This window comes from Pseudomonas sp. PL-6 (assembly GCF_054110165.1).
In genome coordinates this window covers 1,766,633-1,788,380 of sequence record NZ_CM134189.1, presented here as the reverse complement: position 1 = coordinate 1,788,380, position 21,748 = coordinate 1,766,633, and the positions used below count along the sequence as shown (strand labels likewise).

The 21,748-nt window shown below is 64.5% G+C and carries 25 protein-coding genes; 15 read left to right on the top strand and 10 right to left on the bottom strand.

Annotation, left to right across the window (positions count from 1 at the left end; translation table 11 throughout):
- Window positions 1–33 precede the first annotated feature (33 nt).
- The 5 genes from ACW9UL_RS08250 (at window position 34) to ACW9UL_RS08230 (ending at window position 4,343) form a co-directional block, all read left to right on the top strand.
- Window positions 34–849 carry a hypothetical protein gene (locus ACW9UL_RS08250; RefSeq protein ID WP_457790066.1) on the top strand — a complete coding sequence of 272 codons (816 nt, stop codon included), beginning with the start codon at window positions 34–36 and terminating at the stop codon, window positions 847–849.
- The gene (locus ACW9UL_RS08245) at window positions 849–1,313 is read left to right on the top strand and encodes a hypothetical protein (protein ID WP_457790064.1); all 465 of its coding nucleotides are present in this window, start codon (window positions 849–851) and stop codon (window positions 1,311–1,313) included. Before ACW9UL_RS08250 ends, ACW9UL_RS08245 begins: the two co-directional genes overlap by 1 nt.
- 93 nt (window positions 1,314–1,406) lie before the next feature.
- Complete coding sequence (locus tag ACW9UL_RS08240; RefSeq protein ID WP_457790062.1) at window positions 1,407–3,002, top strand: DUF4435 domain-containing protein; 1,596 nt, start codon at window positions 1,407–1,409, stop codon at window positions 3,000–3,002.
- Between the two features lie 85 nt (window positions 3,003–3,087).
- On the top strand, window positions 3,088–3,555 hold the full coding sequence (locus ACW9UL_RS08235) for a hypothetical protein (RefSeq protein ID WP_457790061.1): 468 nt from the start codon (window positions 3,088–3,090) through the stop codon (window positions 3,553–3,555).
- 236 nt (window positions 3,556–3,791) lie between these two features.
- The gene (locus ACW9UL_RS08230) at window positions 3,792–4,343 is read left to right on the top strand and encodes a YdeI/OmpD-associated family protein (RefSeq protein ID WP_457790059.1); all 552 of its coding nucleotides are present in this window, start codon (window positions 3,792–3,794) and stop codon (window positions 4,341–4,343) included.
- 142 nt (window positions 4,344–4,485) lie between these two features.
- Here the strand turns inward: ACW9UL_RS08230 and ACW9UL_RS08225 are convergent, their stop codons facing one another.
- The 4 genes from ACW9UL_RS08225 to ACW9UL_RS08210 all read right to left on the bottom strand — a co-directional run bounded on the left by ACW9UL_RS08225 (window position 4,486) and on the right by ACW9UL_RS08210 (window position 8,496).
- Window positions 4,486–5,868, bottom strand: a complete 1,383-nt coding sequence (locus ACW9UL_RS08225; RefSeq protein ID WP_021445709.1) for an ATP-binding protein — start codon at window positions 5,866–5,868, stop codon at window positions 4,486–4,488.
- Window positions 5,865–6,542 (bottom strand): response regulator, encoded by a 678-nt coding sequence (locus ACW9UL_RS08220; protein ID WP_397496602.1) that lies wholly within the window; start codon window positions 6,540–6,542, stop codon window positions 5,865–5,867. The genes ACW9UL_RS08225 and ACW9UL_RS08220 overlap by 4 nt, the downstream gene beginning before the upstream one ends.
- Before the next feature lie 63 nt (window positions 6,543–6,605).
- Complete coding sequence (locus ACW9UL_RS08215; RefSeq protein WP_021445707.1) at window positions 6,606–7,211, bottom strand: putative outer membrane beta-barrel protein; 606 nt, start codon at window positions 7,209–7,211, stop codon at window positions 6,606–6,608.
- A 112-nt stretch (window positions 7,212–7,323) separates the two neighbouring features.
- Complete coding sequence (locus ACW9UL_RS08210; protein WP_457790056.1) at window positions 7,324–8,496, bottom strand: MFS transporter; 1,173 nt, start codon at window positions 8,494–8,496, stop codon at window positions 7,324–7,326.
- 204 nt (window positions 8,497–8,700) lie between these two features.
- Here ACW9UL_RS08210 and ACW9UL_RS08205 point away from each other — a divergent pair, with 204 nt between their 5' ends.
- From ACW9UL_RS08205 to ACW9UL_RS08185, 5 genes are read left to right on the top strand one after another with little or no spacing between them, the layout of a single operon-like run.
- Window positions 8,701–8,868 (top strand): periplasmic nitrate reductase, NapE protein, encoded by a 168-nt coding sequence (locus tag ACW9UL_RS08205; protein ID WP_021446424.1) that lies wholly within the window; start codon window positions 8,701–8,703, stop codon window positions 8,866–8,868.
- A gap of 27 nt (window positions 8,869–8,895) precedes the next feature.
- A complete protein-coding gene (locus ACW9UL_RS08200; RefSeq protein ID WP_457790054.1) occupies window positions 8,896–9,156 on the top strand; it encodes a chaperone NapD in 261 nt (86 codons plus the stop codon).
- Window positions 9,153–11,657 (top strand): nitrate reductase catalytic subunit NapA, encoded by a 2,505-nt coding sequence (gene napA, locus ACW9UL_RS08195; protein ID WP_457790052.1) that lies wholly within the window; start codon window positions 9,153–9,155, stop codon window positions 11,655–11,657. Before ACW9UL_RS08200 ends, napA begins: the two co-directional genes overlap by 4 nt.
- Before the next feature lie 11 nt (window positions 11,658–11,668).
- Window positions 11,669–12,154, top strand: a complete 486-nt coding sequence (locus tag ACW9UL_RS08190; protein WP_397496596.1) for a nitrate reductase cytochrome c-type subunit — start codon at window positions 11,669–11,671, stop codon at window positions 12,152–12,154.
- Window positions 12,155–12,163: 9 nt separating this feature from the next.
- Window positions 12,164–12,760 (top strand): cytochrome c3 family protein, encoded by a 597-nt coding sequence (locus ACW9UL_RS08185; RefSeq protein ID WP_457790051.1) that lies wholly within the window; start codon window positions 12,164–12,166, stop codon window positions 12,758–12,760.
- Window positions 12,761–13,082: 322 nt separating this feature from the next.
- On the opposite strand, the gene ACW9UL_RS08180 is transcribed toward ACW9UL_RS08185, so the two are convergent.
- Complete coding sequence (locus tag ACW9UL_RS08180; protein WP_397496637.1) at window positions 13,083–13,541, bottom strand: TlpA disulfide reductase family protein; 459 nt, start codon at window positions 13,539–13,541, stop codon at window positions 13,083–13,085.
- A gap of 48 nt (window positions 13,542–13,589) precedes the next feature.
- Between ACW9UL_RS08180 and ACW9UL_RS08175 the strand changes: the two genes are divergently transcribed.
- Both ACW9UL_RS08175 and ACW9UL_RS08170 read left to right on the top strand, forming a co-directional pair.
- Entirely contained in the window at window positions 13,590–14,996 is a 1,407-nt protein-coding gene (locus tag ACW9UL_RS08175) for a cyclic-di-GMP receptor FimW-related protein (RefSeq protein WP_397496594.1), read from the top strand.
- A 273-nt stretch (window positions 14,997–15,269) separates the two neighbouring features.
- On the top strand, window positions 15,270–15,662 hold the full coding sequence (locus ACW9UL_RS08170) for a hypothetical protein (RefSeq protein WP_397496593.1): 393 nt from the start codon (window positions 15,270–15,272) through the stop codon (window positions 15,660–15,662).
- A 51-nt stretch (window positions 15,663–15,713) separates the two neighbouring features.
- Here ACW9UL_RS08170 and ACW9UL_RS08165 read toward each other — a convergent pair whose 3' ends face one another.
- Both ACW9UL_RS08165 and ACW9UL_RS08160 read right to left on the bottom strand, forming a co-directional pair.
- Window positions 15,714–15,911, bottom strand: a complete 198-nt coding sequence (locus ACW9UL_RS08165) for a hypothetical protein (protein ID WP_457790049.1) — start codon at window positions 15,909–15,911, stop codon at window positions 15,714–15,716.
- 165 nt (window positions 15,912–16,076) lie between these two features.
- Window positions 16,077–17,291 (bottom strand): virulence factor BrkB family protein, encoded by a 1,215-nt coding sequence (locus ACW9UL_RS08160; RefSeq protein ID WP_122108617.1) that lies wholly within the window; start codon window positions 17,289–17,291, stop codon window positions 16,077–16,079.
- A gap of 74 nt (window positions 17,292–17,365) precedes the next feature.
- Here ACW9UL_RS08160 and arsC point away from each other — a divergent pair, with 74 nt between their 5' ends.
- From arsC to ACW9UL_RS08145, 3 genes are read left to right on the top strand one after another with little or no spacing between them, the layout of a single operon-like run.
- Window positions 17,366–17,719 carry an arsenate reductase (glutaredoxin) gene (gene arsC / locus ACW9UL_RS08155; protein WP_021446434.1) on the top strand — a complete coding sequence of 118 codons (354 nt, stop codon included), beginning with the start codon at window positions 17,366–17,368 and terminating at the stop codon, window positions 17,717–17,719.
- Window positions 17,716–18,312, top strand: a complete 597-nt coding sequence (wrbA, locus tag ACW9UL_RS08150; RefSeq protein ID WP_021446435.1) for an NAD(P)H:quinone oxidoreductase — start codon at window positions 17,716–17,718, stop codon at window positions 18,310–18,312. The genes arsC and wrbA overlap by 4 nt, the downstream gene beginning before the upstream one ends.
- A 1-nt stretch (window position 18,313) precedes the next feature.
- Complete coding sequence (locus ACW9UL_RS08145) at window positions 18,314–18,721, top strand: DUF2069 domain-containing protein (RefSeq protein ID WP_021446436.1); 408 nt, start codon at window positions 18,314–18,316, stop codon at window positions 18,719–18,721.
- Window positions 18,722–18,799: 78 nt separating this feature from the next.
- Here ACW9UL_RS08145 and hda read toward each other — a convergent pair whose 3' ends face one another.
- From hda to ACW9UL_RS08130, 3 genes are all read right to left on the bottom strand, one after another.
- Entirely contained in the window at window positions 18,800–19,504 is a 705-nt protein-coding gene (gene hda / locus ACW9UL_RS08140) for a DnaA regulatory inactivator Hda (protein WP_031304327.1), read from the bottom strand.
- Window positions 19,501–20,592, bottom strand: a complete 1,092-nt coding sequence (locus ACW9UL_RS08135; RefSeq protein WP_457790046.1) for an AI-2E family transporter — start codon at window positions 20,590–20,592, stop codon at window positions 19,501–19,503. Before ACW9UL_RS08135 ends, hda begins: the two co-directional genes overlap by 4 nt.
- 82 nt (window positions 20,593–20,674) lie before the next feature.
- A complete protein-coding gene (locus ACW9UL_RS08130) occupies window positions 20,675–21,715 on the bottom strand; it encodes a DUF2066 domain-containing protein (RefSeq protein ID WP_457790044.1) in 1,041 nt (346 codons plus the stop codon).
- Window positions 21,716–21,748: the final 33 nt, after the last annotated feature.

The window sequence follows — 21,748 nt, the reverse complement described above, 5'->3', positions numbered from 1 at the left end:
GTCGTTAAAATAAATCTCGACCAAGAAAGCTTAATGGATGCAATCACAAACGCTCCCATCATAACGCTTGGTAAATTTGACTGGACCATTACCGACGTCGAAGACAATAGGCGCGAAGATTTTCCTTATATTTTTGGAAAACTATCTAAGTATGCAAAGGACGGACACGCAAAAGTTATTGACGAAGTTAGCAAATCACAAATTAATACTGATGTGCCAAACCTTCTTGAGGCAAGCTCACCCTTCGTGTACTTGCCTGAGTACTCAGGTATAGCTTTTTTGCATGTGTGGAACGGCATTCAAGAAGATGTGTTTCCTCGTCGATTTAAATCAGTAATTGAGGCTGCCTTTGATGGCTTTATGGTTGCCTGTGATGTTGAGCCCATCTCTGATTACCGAGCTTTTACTAGTCGACTGAAAAAACTTAGTAAATTTACTGAGTTTTCGGCAACTGTTTACCCACCAAACCCTTTGTTTGGCAGATTGTGGGGCAGTCTAAATGAATACATTGCTAGTCGAAATGCATCAGAAATAGCAGTCAAAGAGCAAACTTCTAAGCCAGCAGGTCTAAAATCAAAAATAATTGAGCTTATGGACAGGATCATGGACTCACCAGACTATGACCCTAATGAAATACCTGCAATTGGTGATGCAGCAATCCTTATGGCTGCAGATGGTTATGGACGAGGCAAAGTAGTCGGTATTGAAAGTGGCGATGAGGTGGTAATAAAAACAAGTGACACCCAGAAAAGCTTCCTTCACGATAAGGAACCAGAGCCCAACGAGCTTGCTGTAAAGGCTAAATCTCAGCTTGATAAAGTTTCAAATGAAAGGGATATGAAGCATTAATGAAAGCACTCTACTATTTAAGAGTTTTCTTCATTAGTTATGAGTTTTTATTTTTGGTTTTTTGTGGCGCCATCTACATTTTATTCGGAGATTCTCTTGGAAGATATTTTCTTAAATTCCCCATAAACGAAGAAGCATTAAAATGGGCCATGCTATTCCCAATTGGTATTTCTGGATGGACTCTAAAAGATGGAGTCGGCGTCATCTTTCCTGATGACCGTACAAGTAGAATTTTACATGAATGGCCTGACTACTGGAGACTTAAAGCCCATTTCGATGTCGGCATTCTAAATAGCATAATCTATCTTCTACCATGCGTAAGCGTCTGGTTTTTTGGTGGACTCGATAAATTTGAAGGGGCTTGGCTATTTTTCATGTTTGCTATTTCTGCGTCGCTAAATGCCTTTTCCTTCTACACAGCAAAAATTTCAGTTCGCAGCGCCCTAATTAAAACTGACAAATAAAAACTCTAACAAACTCAAGTCGTTCGCTACGCTCACTCGGGACGGGCTAGAGCCCGCTCCTTAACCAAACGCTGGGCCTCTTGGAGAACATAAATGTCGTTCGTCGTTAAACTTCCAAATAGAACGGGCCAAGGAAATCCGGAATCAATCGATTCTTCCGGACATATTGTCCTAATTGGCGCGAATGGTTCAGGTAAGACTCGCCTCGGAATCTGGATTGAACAGCACCACCAGAACAATTACTCGGTGCATAGGATTAGCGCCCAGAAAGCATTATCTATTCCCGAGTTTGCACAGCTCAAGAATCTTGAACAAGCTGAAAAGGACTTAATCTTCGGCAGGTCTGACCAACATGCTGCAGTAGGCAGGAAAGTCCACGATCGTTGGGGTAATACCCCTGCGACATTTCTGCTGAACGACTACGACAAATTACTATCGCTTCTGTTTGCAAAATCAGCTGAACGCGATCGCAAACACACTGAGCAGACTCGACAGTCTCAAAGTTATGTTCCAGTGCCAGATGCCCCAATCGACACAATCGTAAAAGTGTGGAGCGACATCATGCCCCACCGCGAAATCAAGTTTCTAGACGGAAAGGTGCTCGTCAAGAAGACCGATGACCCTGAATATCACGGCAAGGAAATGAGTGATGGCGAACGAGTCGCCCTTTATCTTATCGGGCAGTGTCTGTGCGCCCCAGACAAGTCAATCATTATTATTGATGAACCTGAGATTCATCTTCACAAGTCCCTTGTAGATAAATTATGGAACAAGGTCGAAGAACTTTCGCAGTCAAAGAAAATCATCTACATCACCCACGACCTGGACTTCGCGTCGTCAAGAACTGATGCCAATAAAATTTGGATCAAGAGCTTCAGCGGAAATAATGCATGGACTTGGTCTGAAGTTCCTGATGAAGACAGTCTTCCAGAAAGCATGATTCTTGAAGTCCTAGGTAGCAGAAAGAAGATCATGTTTTGCGAAGGCGAGGCTGGAAGCCTTGATGCGACTATCTACCAGATTGCCTACCCCCAATACCATGTCATCCCACGAGGTGGGTGCGAGAAAGTCATCGACTCCACAAAGGCCCTAAGAAATAACGCGTCACTGCACCACCTCGATGCAGTGGGAATTATCGACAGCGATTACAGAACTTCTGAGGAAGTTGCGGCATTATTAAACCATGGCATTCAAACCATTTTTGTGGCTGAGATCGAGAACATTTTCTGCGTTGAAGCCGCTGTCAGGATTGTTGCCGATCATCTAGCGCAAGATCCGGATAACGCTGTAATCAAAGTTACTCAATTCGTTTCTACCGCACTTACCGGCGAACTGGAGTTACAGGTCTCTTCGATGGCGGAGCGACGTATTCAATATTTGCTTGGTGCATTTTCTAAGTCATCGAATGATCAATCTGGATTGGCTAACGGCCTCAATGTAACTCTAGGCCGTATCGACGTTGGTCGTATTTATGGCGAATGCAAAGTCGAATTTGACAGAGCAATTGCCTCAAACAAATTGGACGAATTACTTCGAGTATATAACCGAAAGAGCCTTCCCGCACGCATTTCTGGACTGTTGGGTTTAGCCAACGGTGAGTACAAAAAGCTTCTCGTGCGACTATTGAAGAGCCCGAAGCAACAAACTGTTGTCGATGCGCTTCAACGTTACTTGCCCACCCTGCCGTGACGCAAGGCTCAACAAATAATCCCACCGGACCTGCGCGAAAAGCTGAGCAGGCCGGTGAACTTAGACGCTATAGATTGATCGAAAAATGCAGACTCGCCTGATAAATGAAGCACTCATAATTTTCCTGCTTGGAGGCCTACCTCTTATAGCCAGCCATTTCCTTGGTGGGGCAAAAGAGCTAGAGGCAATGATTGGGGCGCTCATAACCAAGAACAGTTTCCTTACGTACTACTTAATAGCGTTATTTGCGGCATTTCTAGTTGTGGGCGGAATCAATTGGCTAATTTGGAAGCCAACAGACTCAAGCAGAAAGACATGGAACATCATTACTCATGCTCTCCAAGAGGCGGGGGCTAGCGCATTAGGTCTAATAAGAGTTGCTTCCGGGGTCATGCTTACATTTCCGTTAATCTGGCTGGTTGCCGAGCCTGAAAATTTCAAGATAGAGAGAGTTTCCCACTTCATACTTTATGGCTTAATCGCCTATGCCGAGTGCGTAATAATTTCCGGCTGGTATAAACATATGCAACGCAAGATCAGAGTAAATCTCTAACAAATGTATATAGACTCCCCCCACAAGCAGTGAGGAATAGCTCTTCGATCCCGTCGTCAGCGCGGTTGCATTGGTATATCCGGCCTTGCGTCGGGCATTGCCCGGGCCGTTTTGTCGTTCGCGCGACGGGCCAGCCAGGTCTGTTCGGTGGCCAGCGTCATCGTCGCGCTAGTCTGACCACGGCAGCCGACGCGTTTTGGCTGCCCCCTAGGCTCAACCCCCAAGGATTTATCCCAATGCCTCAAACGGATAAAAACGCCCAGTTCCAGGCACAACTGCTGCGCCCTCGCCTGCCGGCTGGCGAGCCCTCCTGGGCATTCGTGGTGCTGCCGCGGGAGGTGAGCGAGCAGCTGCCAAGGCGCGGCAGGACCAGCGTGGACGGCCGCCTCAATGGGCAGCCGTTCCGGGCCAGGCTCGAGCCGGATGGCCAGTTGAGTCATTGGCTGCGGGTGGATAGCGACCTGCTGCAGGCGGCGGGCGCGAGTGTCGGCGATCTGGTCACGCTGGAAATCGAGCCCGTGGCGGAGGAGCCCGAGCCGCAGGTGCCGGCGGATCTGGCCGCGGCACTGGCCGCCGCGCCCGCGGCGCGCAGCGTCTGGGACGGCACGACGACTATCGCGCGGCTGGACTGGATTCACTGGATCGACTCGGCCAAGCAGGCCAAGACCCGCGCCAAGCGTATCGCCGATGCCTGCGCCATGCTCGGCGAGGGCAAGCAGCGGGTCTGCTGCTTCGATCAGTCGGGCTACTACAGCAAGGCCTTGCGCGCGCCCGAGGCCGCGGAGTGAGCGAACGGGTCACGCCTACACGCCCGGTCAGTCGCTGCGGGTGACGTTCGGGCCGTCGCAGCGCAGCGGCTCGCCCCTCGCGACTGGCGGCGACGGCTTCGCGGCTGAAGCCGCTGCTACAGGGCGTGCGGCGGGCGCGGGCTCAATCGTACAGGCGCACCCTGAAGCAGGCGCCGCCCAGCGGCGAATCCTCCAGGCTCAGTTCGCCGTCGTAGCTGTCGATGATGTCCTGCACCACCGCCAGGCCGATGCCCTGCCCCGGGTTTTGCGCATCCAGCCGTTCGCCGCGGCGCAGCACGCGGGCGCGCTGGTCGGCGGGCACGCCGGGACCGTCGTCCTCGATGGTCAGGCGGCAGCCGTCGGGCAGTTCCTCCAGGCTCACGCGCACGCGGTGCAGGCACAGGCGGTAGGCGTTTTCCAGCAGGTTGCCGAGCAGTTCCATCAGCGCACCGCGCTCCATGCTGATCTGGCTGTGTTCGGCCACCTGCACGTCAACCTGCACGCGCTTGTCGCGGTAGACCTTGTCCAGCGACAGGCACAGGCCGTCGAGCAGCGGCCATACGGCCTCGCGGTGGCGCACCAGGCCGCTGCGGCGCAGGCTGGCGCGCTGCAGCTGGTAGCCGATCTGCTGGCTCATGCGTTCGATCTGCGCCTGCATCAGTTGCGCCTGGTCGCGGTTGGCCGGCTGGCCGGCGAGGGTTTCGCCGAGGCCCTGGAGCACGCTGAGCGGGGTTTTCAGGCTGTGCGCCAGGTCTTCCAGGGAGTCGCGGTAGCGCTCGCGCTGGCGCCGCTCGCTGTCCAGCAGGCGGTTGAGCGAGCCGGTCAGGCGCAGCAGTTCGCGCGGGTGCTGGTCGCTCAGGTGCTGGCGGGTGCCGGCCTCGACGCCGTCCAGTTCGTCGCTCAGGCCGCGCAGGCTGCGAAAGCCCCAGGTCAGGCCGAACCAGAGCAGGCCGAGCAGCGCCAGCAGGGCGATGCCCAGCCACAGCTTGAGGCGCCAGACAAAGCCGTCGAACAGCTTCTGGTACTCGCTGGTGGGCTGCATGGTGACGATGCTGAAGGCGGCGGCGTTGCCGCGCAGCAGGTCGACCTCGATGTCGTAGAGGAAAAATTCCTCGCCGTGCTCGTCGCGCACGCGGGCGAACTCGTGGCCGCGGCCGTCGTAGCGGGGCTGGTAGCGGATCGCCTCGTCCTCGGAGGAGCGCGAGCGCCACAGCAGCCGGCCGTCGCGGTCGTAGATGAAGCCGAGCAGGTGCGAGTCGAGGTTATCGAACTCCTCGTCCGGCATCTTCTCCGGCATGCGCAGCTGGCCGTCGTGGATGCGCGCGGCGGAGATCAGCGCGGCGGCGTCGGAGGCCAGGCGCTTTTCCACGGTCTGCTCCAGGGCCATGTTGAACACGCCCTGCAGCACCGGCAGCAGCACCAGCATGAACAGCACCGCCAGCACGGCGGTGCCCAGCATCAGGCGCAGGCGCAGCGAGCCCAGGCGCGCCCGCAGCCGGCGCAGGTAGGCGCGGCTGCGACTCACTTGCAGCGCTCGTTGAACAGGTAGCCCTGGCCGCGCACGGTCTCGATCGGCTTGCCGCCGAGGGCCGCCTCCAGCTTGCGGCGCAGGCGCCCGACCAGCACTTCGATGACGTTGGGATCGCGCTCCTCGTCGCCCGGGTAGAGCTGCTCCATCAGCCGTTCCTTGGCCACCACCTGCTGGTGATGGCGCATCAGGTATTCGAGGATGCGGTACTCGTAGGCGGTCAGCTGCAGCGGCTGCTCGTCCACCGTGGCCTGCTTGCGGTTCAGGTCGAGCACCAGGCCGCCGGCCTCGATGGTCGACTTGGTGAAGCCCGAGGAACGCCGCAGCAGGGCGTTCAGGCGCGCCTCCAGTTCCTCGAACTGGAACGGCTTGACCACGTAGTCGTCGGCGCCGCAGGACAGCCCTTCGACCTTGTCCTGCCAGTTGCCGCGGGCGGTGAGGATCAGGATCGGGAAGTTCTTGTCCTGGCTGCGCAGCTGGCGGATCAGGTCGATGCCGCTCATTCCGGGCAGGCCGAGGTCGACCAGGGCCAGGTCGTGGTTGTAGGACTCGGCCCGGTACAGCGCCTCCTCGGCGGTGCGCACGGCGTCGACGACGTGGCCCTGCTCGCTGAGACGGGTGAACAGATGGTGGCGCAGCAGCGCTTCGTCTTCCACCACCAACAATTTCATGACGCATCCCCTATTGGCTGGCAGGCCGGGCAAGAGGCCCGGCCGCGGTTAATGGCGTGAACCTCAGAAGGCATAGTTGGCGCCGAGGTAGACCTGCGAGCTGCTGTGCAGGTCCAGCGAGCCGGCCTTGGCCGCGCCGTGCGGCGCCATTTCGGTGCTGGCGTTGCTGCGCAGGTAACGATAGCCCGCTTCGATCGAGGTATTGCGGTTGAGTTCCTGCAGGATACCGGCCTGCAGGCCCGCGGCGTAGCCGATGTCGCTGTCGCGCGAGAAACCGCGGCTCTCCTGCTCCAGCTTGACCAGGCCGGCGCTGACGCCGCCGAACAGCTTGGTATTGTTGTCGCCCAGCGGGACGAACAGGTCGTAGCTGCCGAGCAGGTTCTGCTGGCGCAGCTTGTAGCCGTTGTGACTGTCGGAGACGTTTTCGTAGGTGGCGTAGTAGCGGCTGTCGGCCGTCTGCTGGCCGGCGCGCACGCCCCAGGTGCCACTGTCGTGGATCGCCTTGTCGAGCTTGGGATCGTTGAGGTTGGCGTTCAGCGCGCTGGATTTCTGGATGTTGTTGCTGGTCTGGCCCCAGGTCAGGCCGACGAAGCTGTCGGCGGCCTGGGCGCCGACGGCGGCGCAGGAAAGCAGAGTGGCCAGGGCGATGCGGTTCAGGGTGGGTTTCATCGGGATTGCCTCGCGGATCGGTTGTTGACTGACTCGACAAGCAGTCTGCCCGAGGGCCACTGAACCCCTACTGAACCCTCCTTGAACCTCGCCTGAACGACTCACAGAGCGTCTACAACCGCCGCACCAGGGCCACGGCGAGGAGGAACAGGGCCGCCAGCACGGCCAGCAGCGCCAGCCAGCCGGCGTGCTCCCAGACGTAGCCGCCGCCGTAGCCGACCAGGCTGGAACCCAGGTAGTAGGCGCACAGGTACAGCGCCGAGGCCTGCGCCTTGGCGCCCTGGGCGTGGGCGCCGACCTGGCCGCTGGCCACCGCATGGGCGGCGAAGAAGCCCAGGGTGAACAGCGCCAGGCCGGCCACCGCGGCGCTCAGCCAGGGCGTCGCGCAGAGGGCCACGCCGAGCAGCATCAGCGCGATGCCGCCGAGCAGCACCCGGCGTGCGCCGAAACGCGGCACCAGCCGGCCGGACCAGCCGGCGCTGAAGATGCCCAGCAGGTAGACGGTGAACAGCAGGCCGATCACCGTGGCCGAGAGGTTGAACGGCGCCGCGGCCAGGCGAAAGCCGACGTAGTTGAACAGGGCGACGAAGCCGCCCATCAGCAGGAAGGCCAGGGCGAACAGCAGGCGCAGCCGCGGGTTGCCCAGGTGCAGGGCGAAGTTGCCGAGCAGCCCGCGCAGCGACAGCGGCTGGGCGCGGAAATGCCGCGACGGCGGCAGCAGCCAGAGAAACAGCGCCAGCGCCAGCAGACCGAGGCCGGCGATGCCGCCGAGCGCCCAGGGCCAGCCGCCGAGATCGCTGAGCAGGCCGGCCAGCAGACGCCCGAGCAGCCCGCCCAGGGCGGTGCCGCCGATGTACAGGCCCATGGCCGCAGGCAGCGCGTCCGGGTCGAACTCCTCGCCGACGTAGGCCATCGCCAGTGCCGGCAGGCCGCTCAGGGCCAGGCCGAGCAAAGCGCGCAGCCACAGCAGGTGGTTCCAGCTCTCCACCAGCGCGCAGGCGATGCCGAGCAACGCGGCCAGGCCCAGGGCGCCGGCCATCACCGGTTTGCGCCCCCAGCTCTCGGCCAGCGCGCCGGATACCAGCAGGCACAGCGCCAGGCTCAGGGTGGTCAGCGACAGCGCCAGGCTGCTGCTGGCCGCCGACACGCGAAAATGCGCCGCCAGCAGCGGCAGCAGGGGCTGCACGCAATAGAGCATGGCGAAGGTGGCGAAACCGGCACAGAACAGCGCCAGGGTGGCACGCCGGTAGGCGGCGGTGCCGCGAGCGAGATGGGTAGCGGACATGGAACGGACTCACGAAACAGGGCGCCGGAACGGCCGGTAAAAAGCTTAGCACGCTACCTATCAACCTGGCTGCGCCGCACTGGCACAAGCGCTGCGCGCCGCGCGGGCGGACGCAAACCATTTGCCTTGATCCAGCTCAACGGCTTTTGCCCGTACTGCTTATAGGGTCTAGCCTGAAAGCGACGCGAGAACGGAGTCGATCGCATGCGCAAACCCGCTGCCGAAGCCACCCCGAAGGGCAAGGAAACCCGCCTGTTCCTGTTCCTGGTCGTCTGCCTCTTTCCCCTGCTGTCCATCGCCCTGGTCGGTGGTTACGGCTTTTTCATCTGGTTCATGCAGATGCTGCTGGGGCCGCCCGGCCCGCCCAGCTGATCCCGACTACCCCTGGAGCCACGGAACATGGCCGAAGCCCTGCACATCGCCAGCCTGCTGGTACAGGTCCGCCCCGAACTGTTCGAGGCGGTGAAGGCCAACCTGCGCCGCCTCGACGGCCTCGAACTGCACCAGGAAAGCCCGCAGGGCAAGCTGGTGGTGGTGCTGGAGGCCGAGCACGAGCGGCAGATTCTCGAACGCATCGAGCAGATCAACGCCCTGCCCGGCGTGCTCAACGCCGCCCTGGTCTATCACGAACTCCTCGCCGCCGAGGGAGATACCGAATGAAGCTCACCCGCCGTCAATTCGCCAAGGCCAATGCCGCCGCCATCGCCGCGGCCGCCGCCGGCCTGCCGCTCGCCAGCACGGCGAGCAACCTGGTCACCGAGGCGGACATGACCCGCCTGGACTGGAACAAGGCGCCCTGCCGCTTCTGCGGCACCGGCTGCAGCGTGATGGTGGCGACCAAGGACAACCGCGTGGTGGCCACCCACGGCGACGTCAAGGCCGAGGTCAACCGCGGCCTGAACTGCGTCAAGGGCTACTTCCTGTCGAAGATCATGTACGGCGTCGACCGCCTGACCCAGCCGCTGCTGCGCATGCAGGACGGCGCCTACCACAAGCAGGGCGAATTCCAGCCGGTGAGCTGGGAGCAGGCCTTCGACATCCTGGCGCAGAAGACCAAGCAGGCGATCGCCGAGCAGGGCCCCGAGGCGGTCGGCATGTTCGGCTCCGGGCAATGGACGGTGTGGGAAGGCTACGCCGCCAACAAGCTGATGAAGGCCGGCCTGCGCAGCAACAACATCGACCCCAACGCGCGCCACTGCATGGCCTCGGCGGTGATGGGCTTCATGCGCACCTTCGGCATGGACGAGCCGATGGGCTGCTACGACGATATCGAGGCAGCCGACGCCTTCGTCCTGTGGGGCTCGAACATGGCCGAGATGCACCCGATCCTGTGGAGCCGGGTCACCGACCGCCGCCTGAGCCATCCACACGTGCAGGTGGCGGTGCTGTCGACCTTCGAGCACCGCAGCTTCGACCTGGCCGACATCCCCATGGTGTTCAGCCCGCAGAGCGACCTGCTGATCCTCAACTACATCGCCAATCACATAATCGAAAGCGGCGCGGTGAACCAGGACTTCGTCGCCCGGCACACCAGGTTCGCCAAGGGCACCGACGATATCGGCTACGGCCTGCGCGCCGACCATCCGCTGGAGCAGCAGGCCAAGAACGCGGCCAAGGCCAACACCTGGAACGACATGTCGTTCGAGGCCTTCGCCGCCTTCGTCAAGCCCTACACCCTGGAGCGCACCGCCAAGGAGAGCGGCGTGCCGGCCGAGCGGCTCAAGGCCCTGGCCGAGCTGTACGCCGACCCCAAGCGCAAGGTCATGTCGTTCTGGACCATGGGCTTCAACCAGCACACCCGCGGGGTGTGGGCCAACAACCTGATCTACAACCTGCACCTGCTCACCGGCAAGATCAGCGAGCCGGGCAACAGCCCCTTCTCGCTCACCGGCCAGCCCTCGGCCTGCGGCACCGCGCGCGAGGTGGGCACCTTCGCCCACCGCCTGCCGGCCGATCTGCTGGTGACCAACCCCAAGCACCGCGAAACCGCCGAGAAGATCTGGAAGCTGCCGCCGGGCACCATCCAGGAGAAGGTCGGCTTCCACGCCGTCGAGCAGAGCCGCAAGCTCAAGGACGGCGTGCTCAAGGTCTACTGGACCCAGGCCAGCAACAACATGCAGGCCGGGCCGAACATCATGCAGGAGGTGCTGCCGGGCTGGCGCAACCCGCAGGCCTTTGTCGTGGTCTCCGACGTCTACCCCACCGTCTCGGCCCAGGCCGCCGACCTGATCCTGCCCAGCGCCATGTGGGTGGAGAAGGAAGGCGCCTACGGCAACGCCGAGCGCCGCACGCAGTTCTGGCACCAGCTGGTCAAAGCGCCGGGCGAGGCCAGATCCGATCTCTGGCAGCTGGTGGAATTCTCCAAGCGCCTGACCACCGACGAGGTCTGGCCCGCCGAGCTGCTGGCCAAGGCGCCGGCCTACAAAGGCAAGACCCTGTACCAGGTGCTGTTCGCCAACGGCCAGGTCGACCAGTTCCCGCGCGAGCAGATCGAGGCCGGCTACGCCAACGACGAGGCCGAGGCCTTCGGCTTCTACCTGCAGAAGGGCCTGTTCGAGGAATACGCCCAGTTCGGCCGCGGCCACGCCCACGACCTGGCGCCGTTCGACGCCTACCACGCCGAGCGCGGCCTGCGCTGGCCGGTGGTGGACGGCGCGGAAACCCGCTGGCGCTACCGCGAGGGCCTCGATCCCTATGTCGAGAAAGGCAGCGGCGTGCAGTTCTACGGTCACCCGGACAAGCGCGCGATCATCTTCGCCCTGCCCTACGAGCCGCCGGCCGAGGCACCGGACAGCGACTACCCGTTCTGGCTCAGCACCGGCCGGGTGCTGGAGCACTGGCACACCGGCAGCATGACCCAGCGCGTCGAGGAACTGCACGGCGCGGTGCCCGACGCCCTGGTGTACATGCACCCGGACGACGCCAAGACCCTCGGCGCGCGGCGCGGCAGCGAGGTCAAGCTGGTCAGCCGGCGCGGCGAGATACGCGCCCGGGTGGAAACCCGCGGGCGCAACAAACCGCCGCGCGGCCTGGTGTTCGTGCCCTTCTTCGACGCCAACAAGCTGATCAACAAGGTCACCCTGGACGCCACCGACCCGATCTCCAAGCAGACCGACTACAAGAAGTGTGCGGTGAAGATCGAACTGGTCAGCCTGGCCTGAGGAGCATCGCCATGAGCCTGCGTCATCTGCCCCTGCTACTGCTCGCCGCCTTCGGCCTGGCCGTCGCGGCCGAGCTCGACTACCCCCTCGACGCCCCGGCGCCGGACGGCCGCCGTCCCGGCGGCACCCTCAGCCAGACGCTACCGGCACCGGTGATCGCCAACGAGGAAAACAAGGACCTCAAGCGCGAGCGCAACTACCCCGAACAGCCGCCGACCATCCCCCACAGCATCCGCGGCTACCAGGTCGACGCCAACGGCAACAAGTGCCTGGCCTGCCACAGCCGCGCCAACAGCGCGCGCAGCCAGGCGCCGATGATCAGCATCACCCACTACATGGATCGCGACGGCCAGGCGCTGGCGGCGGTATCGCCGCGGCGCTACTTCTGCACCCAGTGCCATGTGCCGCAGAAGGAAGTGCAGCCGCTGGTGGGCAACAGCTTCCAGAACATCGACCGCCTGCTGCAGGGTGAAGCGGCCGGCGCGGCGCAGCCCTGAGGAGAATTCATGAAGTCATTACTGGCCCTGCTCAAGGACTACTGGGGCATCCTGCGTCGCCCGAGCGTGCACTACAGCCTGGGGTTTCTCACCCTCGGCGGCTTTATCGCCGGGATCATCTTCTGGGGCGGCTTCAACACCGCGCTGGAGGCGACCAACACCGAGCAGTTCTGCATTTCCTGTCACGAGATGCGCGACAACGTCTACGTCGAGCTGCAGGACACCATCCACTACAGCAACCGTTCCGGGGTGCGCGCCACCTGCCCGGACTGCCACGTGCCGCACCAGTGGACGGACAAGATCGCGCGCAAGATGCAGGCGTCGAAGGAGGTCTGGGGCAAGATCTTCGGCACCATCAACACCCGCGACAAGTTCCTCGCCATGCGCCGCGAACTGGCCGAGCACGAATGGGCGCGGCTCAAGGCCAACGACTCGCTGGAGTGCCGCAACTGCCACAACTTCGACTACATGGACTTCACCAAGCAGAGCCCGCGCGCCCGGCAGATGCACTCCAGCGCCCTGGCCGAAGGCTCCGCCACCTGCATCGACTGCCACAAGGGCATCGCCCACCAGCTGCCGGACATGAGCGGGGTGCCGGGCTGGTGAGCGGGCGCAATATTTCGCCGTAGGTTGGGTCGAGGCGCGCAGCGCCGAAGCCCGACGAATCAAGGAGCGTCGCGCGGAGCAATGCGTGCTCCCCGTTGGGCTTCGCTGCGCTCAGCGCCAACCTACCGACGAGCCGGCCACTGCCTGGGAGTTGCGGGGCCGCGCACACCAAGCACTGCGTTGTAGGTTGGGTTGAGGCGCGCAGCGCCGAAGCCCAACGCGTCAAGGAGCGTCGCGCGGAGCACTGCGTGCTCCCCGTTGGGCTTCGCTGCGCTCAGCGCCAACCTACGACCAGCCCCAAGTTGCTTGGGGCAACGCGTCCTTATTCGCCGCGCAAGCGCTCGAGGTGCGCCAGCAGGCCGGCGGCGGTCTGCTCGCCGACCAGGCGCTCGCGCAGCTTGCCGTCGGCGTCGACTATATAGGTCACCGGCAGCACGTCGTTGCGCGGCAGCTGGAAGCGCGGCGCCGGGTCGACGGCGAGCACGGTGAAGGCGATGCCGAAGGCCTCGGAGACGCGCTTGAGATCCTCGCCCGCAAGGCCGTCGAAGTTGACCCCGAGCACCCGCGCCGAGCGCCCCTCGAGCTGTTTGGCCAGGGCGTTGAGTTCGGGAATCTCGGTGCGGCAGGGGGCGCACCACTCGGCCCAATAATTAATGACTAGCCACTGGCCATCGACGCTGCCAGCCGGTACCTTTCGTCCATACTGGTCGAGGCCGAAGTCCTCGGCGCAGCCAGCCAGCAGCAGACCGGCGCAGATACCTATAACAGCCTTGCAGACCATCCGGAGCCGTAAGCCCATGTATTCGATCCTCGTCCACCCGGGGTTGATATGACGCTGGATGCCCTGCGCCTGGAAGTACCCGACATCCGCGAAGACGGCGCCGCCGCGCCGGCAGAAATCGCCGAACAGCTCGCCGCCGCCCGCCACCTGGAGCCCGAACACGGCCTGCAACAGGTGCTCGGCCTGCTGTTCACGCTCAACCGCAGCGGCCTGACCTTACTGGAAAGGCAACGCGCGCTGCAAAATTTCAGCGACGAATACCGCCACTATGCCGCCCTGCTGGGCCGTGGCCACACGCCGAGCGCGCTGTTCGTGCGCCTGTGCGGCGAGCTGGCGATCGGCTTCAAGCGCCTGCTGCTGCAGATCCTCCAGGGTCGCCAGCCGTCGCGCCCGCACCTGGCCTGGTGCCTGTACATGGCCCAGCACTTCCTCGCCCAGCAGCTGCTGCGCCACTTCCAGCTGTACCAGGAACCGCCGGCCGCGCTGTGGCGCGACAGCCACCTGCTGTACTGGATCGGCGAACACCAGCAGTGCCTGGACGAACCGGTCGCCGCCGCCTTCCAGCCCAGGCCGGCCAGCACCCTGCGCGGCCTGTACCAGCAGATGCTGCTGCTGGCCCAGAGCAACCCCTTCCACCTGGCCGAAGGCGAGTGCGCCACCCTGTTCGCCGCCCTCGCCCCCCTGGCCGGCCTGGCACGCTTGCTGCCCTGGGACGAGGAGGACGAGGCCGAGGGCCCGATAGTCGATCTCAGCGAGTCGCAGGCCTGCCTGGCGTTCGAGCAGCGCATCGAGGGCGACAAGGCCTACCTGCGCCGCTTCGAGCTGGGCGCCCTGCTGATCGCCCTGCACGAGCCGGCACCGCTGCAGAGCCAGGCCGAGCGCCAGTTGCTCGAGCAAGTGCGCCAGCACTGGCTGGGGCGCCAGCAACGCCGCCACGAACGCGCCGAACTCGACGGCCAGTGCAGCCTGGTGATCGGCCTGCCGGCCATCCACGCCCAGTTGCTGGACAAGCTACCGCAGCGCACCGAAGCCCATATCCTCGACGCCAGCCCCGGCGGCGCGCGCCTGCTGTGCAATGCCAATGAGGGCGGTCAGCTGCAGGTCGGCCAACTGGTGCTGCTGCTCACCAACGGCACCCCGACCCTGGCCCTGGTGCGCTGGCGCCACCTCAACAGCGAGGGTCTGCACCTGGGCCTGCGCTATCTAAAGGGCCTGCCGCGCCCGGTCTGGCTACGCCGCGCGCCCAATGCCCAGACCCACCCCGGCGTGCTGCAGAGCACCCCGGCGCCGGGCAACGGCTGGCACCACGGGGTGTGGCTGCCCAACGGCCAGTTCGCCGCCGGCGAGCACCTCTGGCTGCAGCTGGCCAGCGTGCACAACCAGGCGATCCTGCCGCTGCCGGCAAGCAACCTGGAGACGCCCTCAGTCAGCCGGCATCCCTTGAAACTGGCCTGAAAACCAACGCAAAGCCTGCTGCGTTAAAACAGGCTCGGACTGCTTACTCGTAAAGTCGAGCGCGACTCCGAGCGGTTCTCGCCTGTTCTTGCGGGGCCGCCATCGGTATTGCATGCCTCTGGCTCGCGAGCCTCTGAGCAGGTTCCGATACGCGAAACTGCGAGGCCAGTCACGCCGCCTGTCTGCAGAGTGCACAGTTTCGGCCGTGGCGGCCTGCTTATAATTCCTGGCACTGGTGTTTCATTTAATTCGCTATCAGCCTGGAATCCCGTCATGTCCCAAGCACAAGACAAGCTGATCGGCTCCGTGCCCTCGCGCATCGTCGACGTCGCCCGCCTGCAGGTCACGCCCTACGAGGGCCGGGTGGCCGAATACAATGTCGCGGCCTGGCTGCAACTGCCGGGCCTGGCCAACCTGCCGGTGTCGCTGCTGGTCAGCTACCGCGACGGCGACAAGCGCCGCGAGGTCAACGTCGACCACGGCAAGGTCAGCGCCCAGGGCAAGATCCTGCTGTCGGGCATCGCCCGCATGCCGGTCAAGCAGAAGATCGAGGACATGCAGGTACGCCTGCGCTCGGCGGTGCCGGCACAGAGCCTGGTGGTCGAGGAGTTCTTCGTCCAGGCCGTGGAACTGGCCAGCAGCGAGAGCCGCCAGGCCATGGCCTGAGCGCCTGGCGAATGGCTGCCGAACCCCGCGCTCAGTCGCGGGGTTTTCGTTTCAACCGGAGGAAACCCCGGGGCTGGCCGGTAACGGCGGCGACGCCTCGGCCGGTGGCTGCGCATCCTGCTCGGCATGCGCCAGCAGCGACTCCGGCCAGCGCGCTAAGTGCAGCCCGGTGATGCGGTTGAGCCGCGTCAGCGCCCCCTGCGGGTCACGCCGATGCAGATGGATTACCTTGTCTTTGCGACCAGTCATTACTGCCAATACCCTTAGCGACCCCTGCCCTGCTGGCAGTTCGATAGCAACTGATACTGCCGTAGCCAGAAGCGTGCCAGCCCATCCGTAGCCCCATCGCCTGGCGTCCAGGCCATCGCCATGACAGCGCTGCGGAAGACGGACGCCGCAAACTGACATTTTTTGTCACCCCGGCCCTGCCAGCCAGTCCGCCAGGCTGGCGCCGAACAGCTCGGCGCGCTCGGCCTGCAAGCGCTCCAGCGCCTGACGCAACGCCGGGAACCAGGGCTCGTCGAGCTGCGCCGGCAACTGCGCCAGGCGCGGCAGCGGCCAGGGGCTGCGCTCCAGCAGCTGCTGCAGGCTGAAGCGATGCAGGTCGCGGCACAGCACCCAACCGCCGCTGGCGCGACAGGCCAGTTGCTCGCGCTCGAGAAAATCCAGCACCTCGCCCCATTCGTCTTCCGGCAAGCTCCAGCCGGCGCGTTGCATGTCCGCATGGCGCAGCGCCTCGCCGCGTTGCTGGCGCTGCAGCAACAGGCGCAGCACGCCCAGCAGCACCAGCGTGCGCGGCAACGGCTGACGCCGCCAGTGGCGCGGCTGCGACAGCCCGTAGACCAGCTCGGCACCGAGCAGCACGATCAACCAGGACAGGTAGATCCACAGCAGAAACAGCGGCACCGTGGCGAAGGCGCCGTAGATCAGCTGGTAGCCGGGGAACAGGCTGACATAGAGGCCGAACAGCGACTTGGCCAGCTCGAACAGCAGCGCGCTGAACAATCCGCCGAGCAGGGCATGGCGCAGCGGCACGCGGGTGTTGGGCACCGCCGCATAGAGCAGGGTGAAGGCCGCCACGCTGGACAGCAGCGGCATGAAGCCGAGCAGTGTCTTGGCGCCGAGCAGCGCATCCGGCCCGGAGATCAGCGACAGCGAGGTGATGTAGGTGCTGACGGCGAACCCGGCGCCGAGCAGCAGCGGGCCCAGGCTGAGAATCGCCCAGTACAGCAGGAAGCTGGACATGCCGCGGCGCGGCTGGCGCACCCGCCAGATGTGGTTGAAGGTCTTCTCGATGGTCACCAGCATGAGGAAGGCGGTCACCGCCAGCAGCCCCACGCCGAGCCAGGTCAACTGCCGCGCCTGCACGGTGAACTCGCGCAGGTACTGCTGCACCGTCTCGCCGGTGGAGGGCACGAAGTTGCGGAAGATAAAGCCCTGAATATCCTCGCCGACGTTCTGAAAGGCCGGAACGGCGGAGAGCATGGCGAAGGTCACGGTCATCATCGGCACCACCGCGAACAGCGTGGTGTAGGTCAACGCCGCGGCGCTGCCGGCACCGCGATTCTGGACGAAACGCCGAGACAGGGTCAGCCAGAACTCCAGCCAATCCTTCACGCGATGGTGCATGCCCTCTCCTTAGCTAACCACAGCCAACCGACCCGGTTAGAATAGCCGCCACTTCAAGCCGGATGCGACCCACCATGACCGACCTGACCCTCTATCACAACCCGCGCTGCTCGAAATCCCGCGGTGCCCTGGAGCTGCTCGAAGCCCGCGGCCTGCAGCCGACCGTGGTGCGCTACCTGGAAACCCCGCCCAGTGCCGAGCAGCTCAAGAGCCTGCTGGGCAAGCTGGGCATCTCCGCGCGCGAGCTGCTGCGCAGCGGCGAGGACGAATACAAGACCCTGGGTCTGGCCGATGCCAGCCTCAGCGAGGCACAGCTGATCGAGGCCATGGTGCGCCATCCGAAACTGATCGAGCGGCCGATCCTGGTGGCCGGCGACAAGGCGGTGATCGGCCGTCCGCCGGAGAAGGTGCTGGAGCTGCTGGCATGAGCGCGCCCTATATCCTGGTGCTCTACTACAGCCGCCACGGCGCTACCGCGCAGATGGCCCGGCAGATCGCCCGCGGCGTCGAGCTGGCCGGCCTGGAGGCACGCCTGCGCACGGTGCCGGCGGTGTCCAGCGAATGCGAGGCGGTGGCCCCGGCCATTCCCGACGAGGGCGCGCCCTATGCGACCCTGGACGACCTGAGGCACTGCGCCGGCCTGGCCCTGGGCAGCCCGACCCGTTTCGGCAACATGGCCGCCCCGCTGAAGTACTTCCTCGACGGCACCAGCAGCCTGTGGCTGACCGGCGAACTGGTGGGCAAGCCCGCCGGCGTATTCACCTCCACCGCCAGCCTGCACGGCGGCCAGGAAACCACCCTGCTGTCGATGCTGCTGCCGCTGCTGCACCACGGCATGCTGGTCTGCGGCCTGCCCTACAGCGAGTCGGCGCTGCTCGATACCCGCGGCGGCGGCACCCCCTACGGCCCCAGCCACCACGCCGGCGGCGACGGCAAGCGGCCGCTGGACGAACACGAGATCGCCCTGTGCCGCGCACTCGGCCAACGCCTGGCGCAAACCGCCGGCAAACTGGAGAACTGACGTGGCCCGCGCGAAGAAACCGCTGCCCAGCCTCGACTGGCTGCAACCCCGGCTGAAGCTCAGCCGCGCCCTCAGCCTGCTGAGCTTTTTCGCCCTGCTGACCCTGCTGCTGGTGTGGAACCTGGCCTTCGCCGACCTGCACGGCGCCCGCATCGGCGTGGTCCTGGCGATCCAGCTGCTGCCGCTGGCGCTGCTCGCCCCCGGCCTGCTGCTGGGCAACGCCCGCACCCACGCCTGGGCCTGCTTCGTGGTCAATCTCTACTTCATCCAGGGCGTGCTGGCCGCCATAGACCCGGCCCGCGCAGTGTTCGGCGCCCTGGAAGCGGTGATCAGCCTCGGCCTGTTCTGCAGCGCCCTGCTCTACACCCGCTGGCGCTTCCAGTACGACCGCAAGCTGGCCGGGGAATAGGCGCAACGCGAGGCGTAGCCCGGATGCAATCCGGGAATGACGGGGCCCTGGCCGCGGATTGCATCCGGGCCAGGCCGTCTACCAGCCCAGGGTTTCCTTGAGGAAGGGAATGGTCAGCTTGCGCTGGGCCTGCAGCGAGGCCTGGTCGAGGCGTTCGAGCAGTTCGAACAGCGCGCTCATGCTGCGCTCGCCACGGGTGAGGATGAAGCGCCCGACCTCGTCGCTCAGCTGCAGGCCACGGCGCGAGGCGCGCAGTTGCAGGGCGCGCAGCTTGTCCTCGTCGGCCAGCTCGTGCAGCTGGAACACCAGCGCCAGCGTCAGCCGCGATTTCAGGTCCGGCAGTTGCACCGGCAGCTCGCGCGGCGACACGGTGCCGGCCAGCAGCAGGCGCCGACCGCTGTCGCGCAGGCGGTTGAACAGGTGAAACAGGCCCTCTTCCCAGTCGCTGCGCCCGGCCACCGCGTCGAGATCGTCGAGGCAGACCAGCTCGCACAGTTCCAGGTTGTCGAGCAGCTCAGGCCCGTGCTGCACCACCTCGCCCAGCGGCAGGTAGACCACCGCCTCGCCGCGCTGCTCGAAGCGCAGGCAGGCGGCCTGCAGCAGATGGCTGCGGCCGACGCCCTCGGCGCCCCAGAGGTAGATCAGGCTTTCCGTCCAGCCGGCGTCGGCCTCGCACAGCCGCTCGACATAGCCCAGCGCCGCGGCATTGGCGCCGGGGTAGTAGTTGGCAAAGGTGGCGTCGTCACGCAAACGTACGCCGAGGGGAAGCTGGATTGGTTTCATGCCGGGCTCGGCGGTTCGTCGGAACCGCTGTTGGACTCTCCGTAAAGGCCGGAAAGTTTATACAAATCATGGGCATGGCGCAGCAGAACCATGATCACCGCCGCCACCGGCAGGGCCAGCAGCACGCCGGTGAAGCCGAACAGCTGGCCGCCGGCGAGGATGGCGAAGATCACTGCCACCGGATGCAGGCCGATGCGGTCGCCCACCAGCAGCGGGGTCAGCAGCATGCCTTCAAGCAACTGGCCGACCATGAACACCGCGGCGATACCCAGCAGCGGATAGGGCTCCAGGCCGAACTGGAACAGCGCCGCGGTGACCGCCGCGCCGATGCCGACGATAAAGCCCATATAGGGCACGATGCTGGCCAGACCGGCCAGCACGCCGATCAGCAGGCCCAGTTCCAGACCCACCAGCATCAGCCCGGCGGCGTAGATGACGCTCAGCGCCAGCATCACCAGCAACTGACCGCGCAGGAAGGCGCCGAGCACCTCGTGGCACTCGCCCACCAGCCTGACCACCAGCGCCTCGCGCTGGCGCGGCAGCAGGTGGCGCAGGCGCTCGACCAGCAGGTCCCAGTCGCGCATCAGGTAGAAGCTCACCACCGGAATCAGCAGCAGGTTGCCCAGCCAGGCCAGCAGCGCCAGGCCCGAGGACGTGGCCTGGGCCAGCACCGTCTTGAGCACGTCGGTGGTCTTGCCCAGGTGCTCGGAGAAGGCCGCCTTGAGCTGGTCGAACTGCCAGAAGTCGTCGTTCAGGCCGAAATGTGCCTGCGTCCAGGGCAAGGCGGTGCCCTGCAGCCAGTCGAGTATTTCCGGCGCCAGCTGGTACAGCCGCGCCAGCTGGCGGCCGAGCATGGGCACCAGCACCAGCACCAGCACCAGCAGCGCCAGGCCGAACAGGGCGAACACCACCGTCACCCCGGCGGTGCGCGACAGGCGCTGCCGTTCGAGGCGATCGACCAGCGGATCGCCCAGGTAGGCCAGCAGGATGCCGATCAGAAAGGGCGAGAGAATCGGTTGCAGCAGGTACAGCAGCCAGGCGAGCAGGAACAGCCCAGCCATCCATAGCCAGCGGGTGGAATCGGTCATGCTCGCGTCCTCGATGCGAAACGGCGCCCGACCGGCGCCGCGGATGGGGCCCTGGCGCGGCACATGGCCAGGGCGCTGCAGTTTACCAGCGGAAACGCAGTTGGTTGCTGCGCGGCAGCACCTGCGGCGCCGCTTCCGTGCCGGCGTCGGCGCTGTCGACCGGTGCAGCGGCGTCCTGCGGCTCGGCGACCTCCTGCAACTGGCCCAGGGCCAGTTGCGCACGCAGTTGTTCCGGGCTGGCGTTGACCTGGTAGGTCAGGCGCTGCCCGTCGATCGCCTGCAGGCGCGCGGCGAACGGCTCGAGCAGGCGCTCCAGGGCGGCGAAACGGCTCAGGTCGGCGCCTTCGATCACCAGGGTCAGGCTCTCGGCCGCACCCGGCTTGACCAGAAAACGCGGGGCCAGGCGCTGGCTGACCGCCAGCAGCACGGCATCGGCCAGCGCTGCCGGATCGGCGGCCTCGGCCTTGCCCTGCTCGCGCTCGTCGCCCAGCCACAGGCGCCAGGTCGCCTGCCAGGTGCCGCCGCTCTCGCTCGCCTGCACCGCCAGCAGGGCGTCGGCGGCGTAGCGTTCGGAGGCCTCGCGCAGCGCCTGCGGATCGTTGGCCGCCAGGGCCTCCGGCGTGGCCAGCAGCTGCTCGCTGAGGTCCGCCAGCGGCAGGCGCAGCGGCAGGCCGCGGTGCTGGGCGGCGTCGCGCAGCATCGTCGCGGGGCCCTGGCTCTCGCCGATCAACTGGCTGCCCTCGGCCGACTCGGCGAGCCACCAGGTGAGAATCGCCGGGCGATTGGCCCCCCACAGGGCCAGCCCGGCCTGGCGCAGCTGGCGCTCGGTGCTGGCCGGGTCGAACTCCACCAGCAGCACATCGCCCTCGTAGCCGTACTGGCTGACGATCTGTTGCGGATCCTGGCGCAGGCCCTCCAGCTTGGCGCTCTGCAGCGCCTCGGCATCGCCGGTCAGGCGCTGCACCAGGGTCTGCAGGGCACGCTGCATGGCCGCGTCGCGGGTCTCCGGCTGCTGGTCGGCCACCGCCTCGCGCACCTGATACAGGCCGGCGACCGGCGCGGCCAGGGCCGGCAGGCACAGCAGCGACAGACAGAACAGGATCGGGCGGACGGACAGGCGCATGGCGGGCTCTCGCAGACGGGTGATGGCACGGAG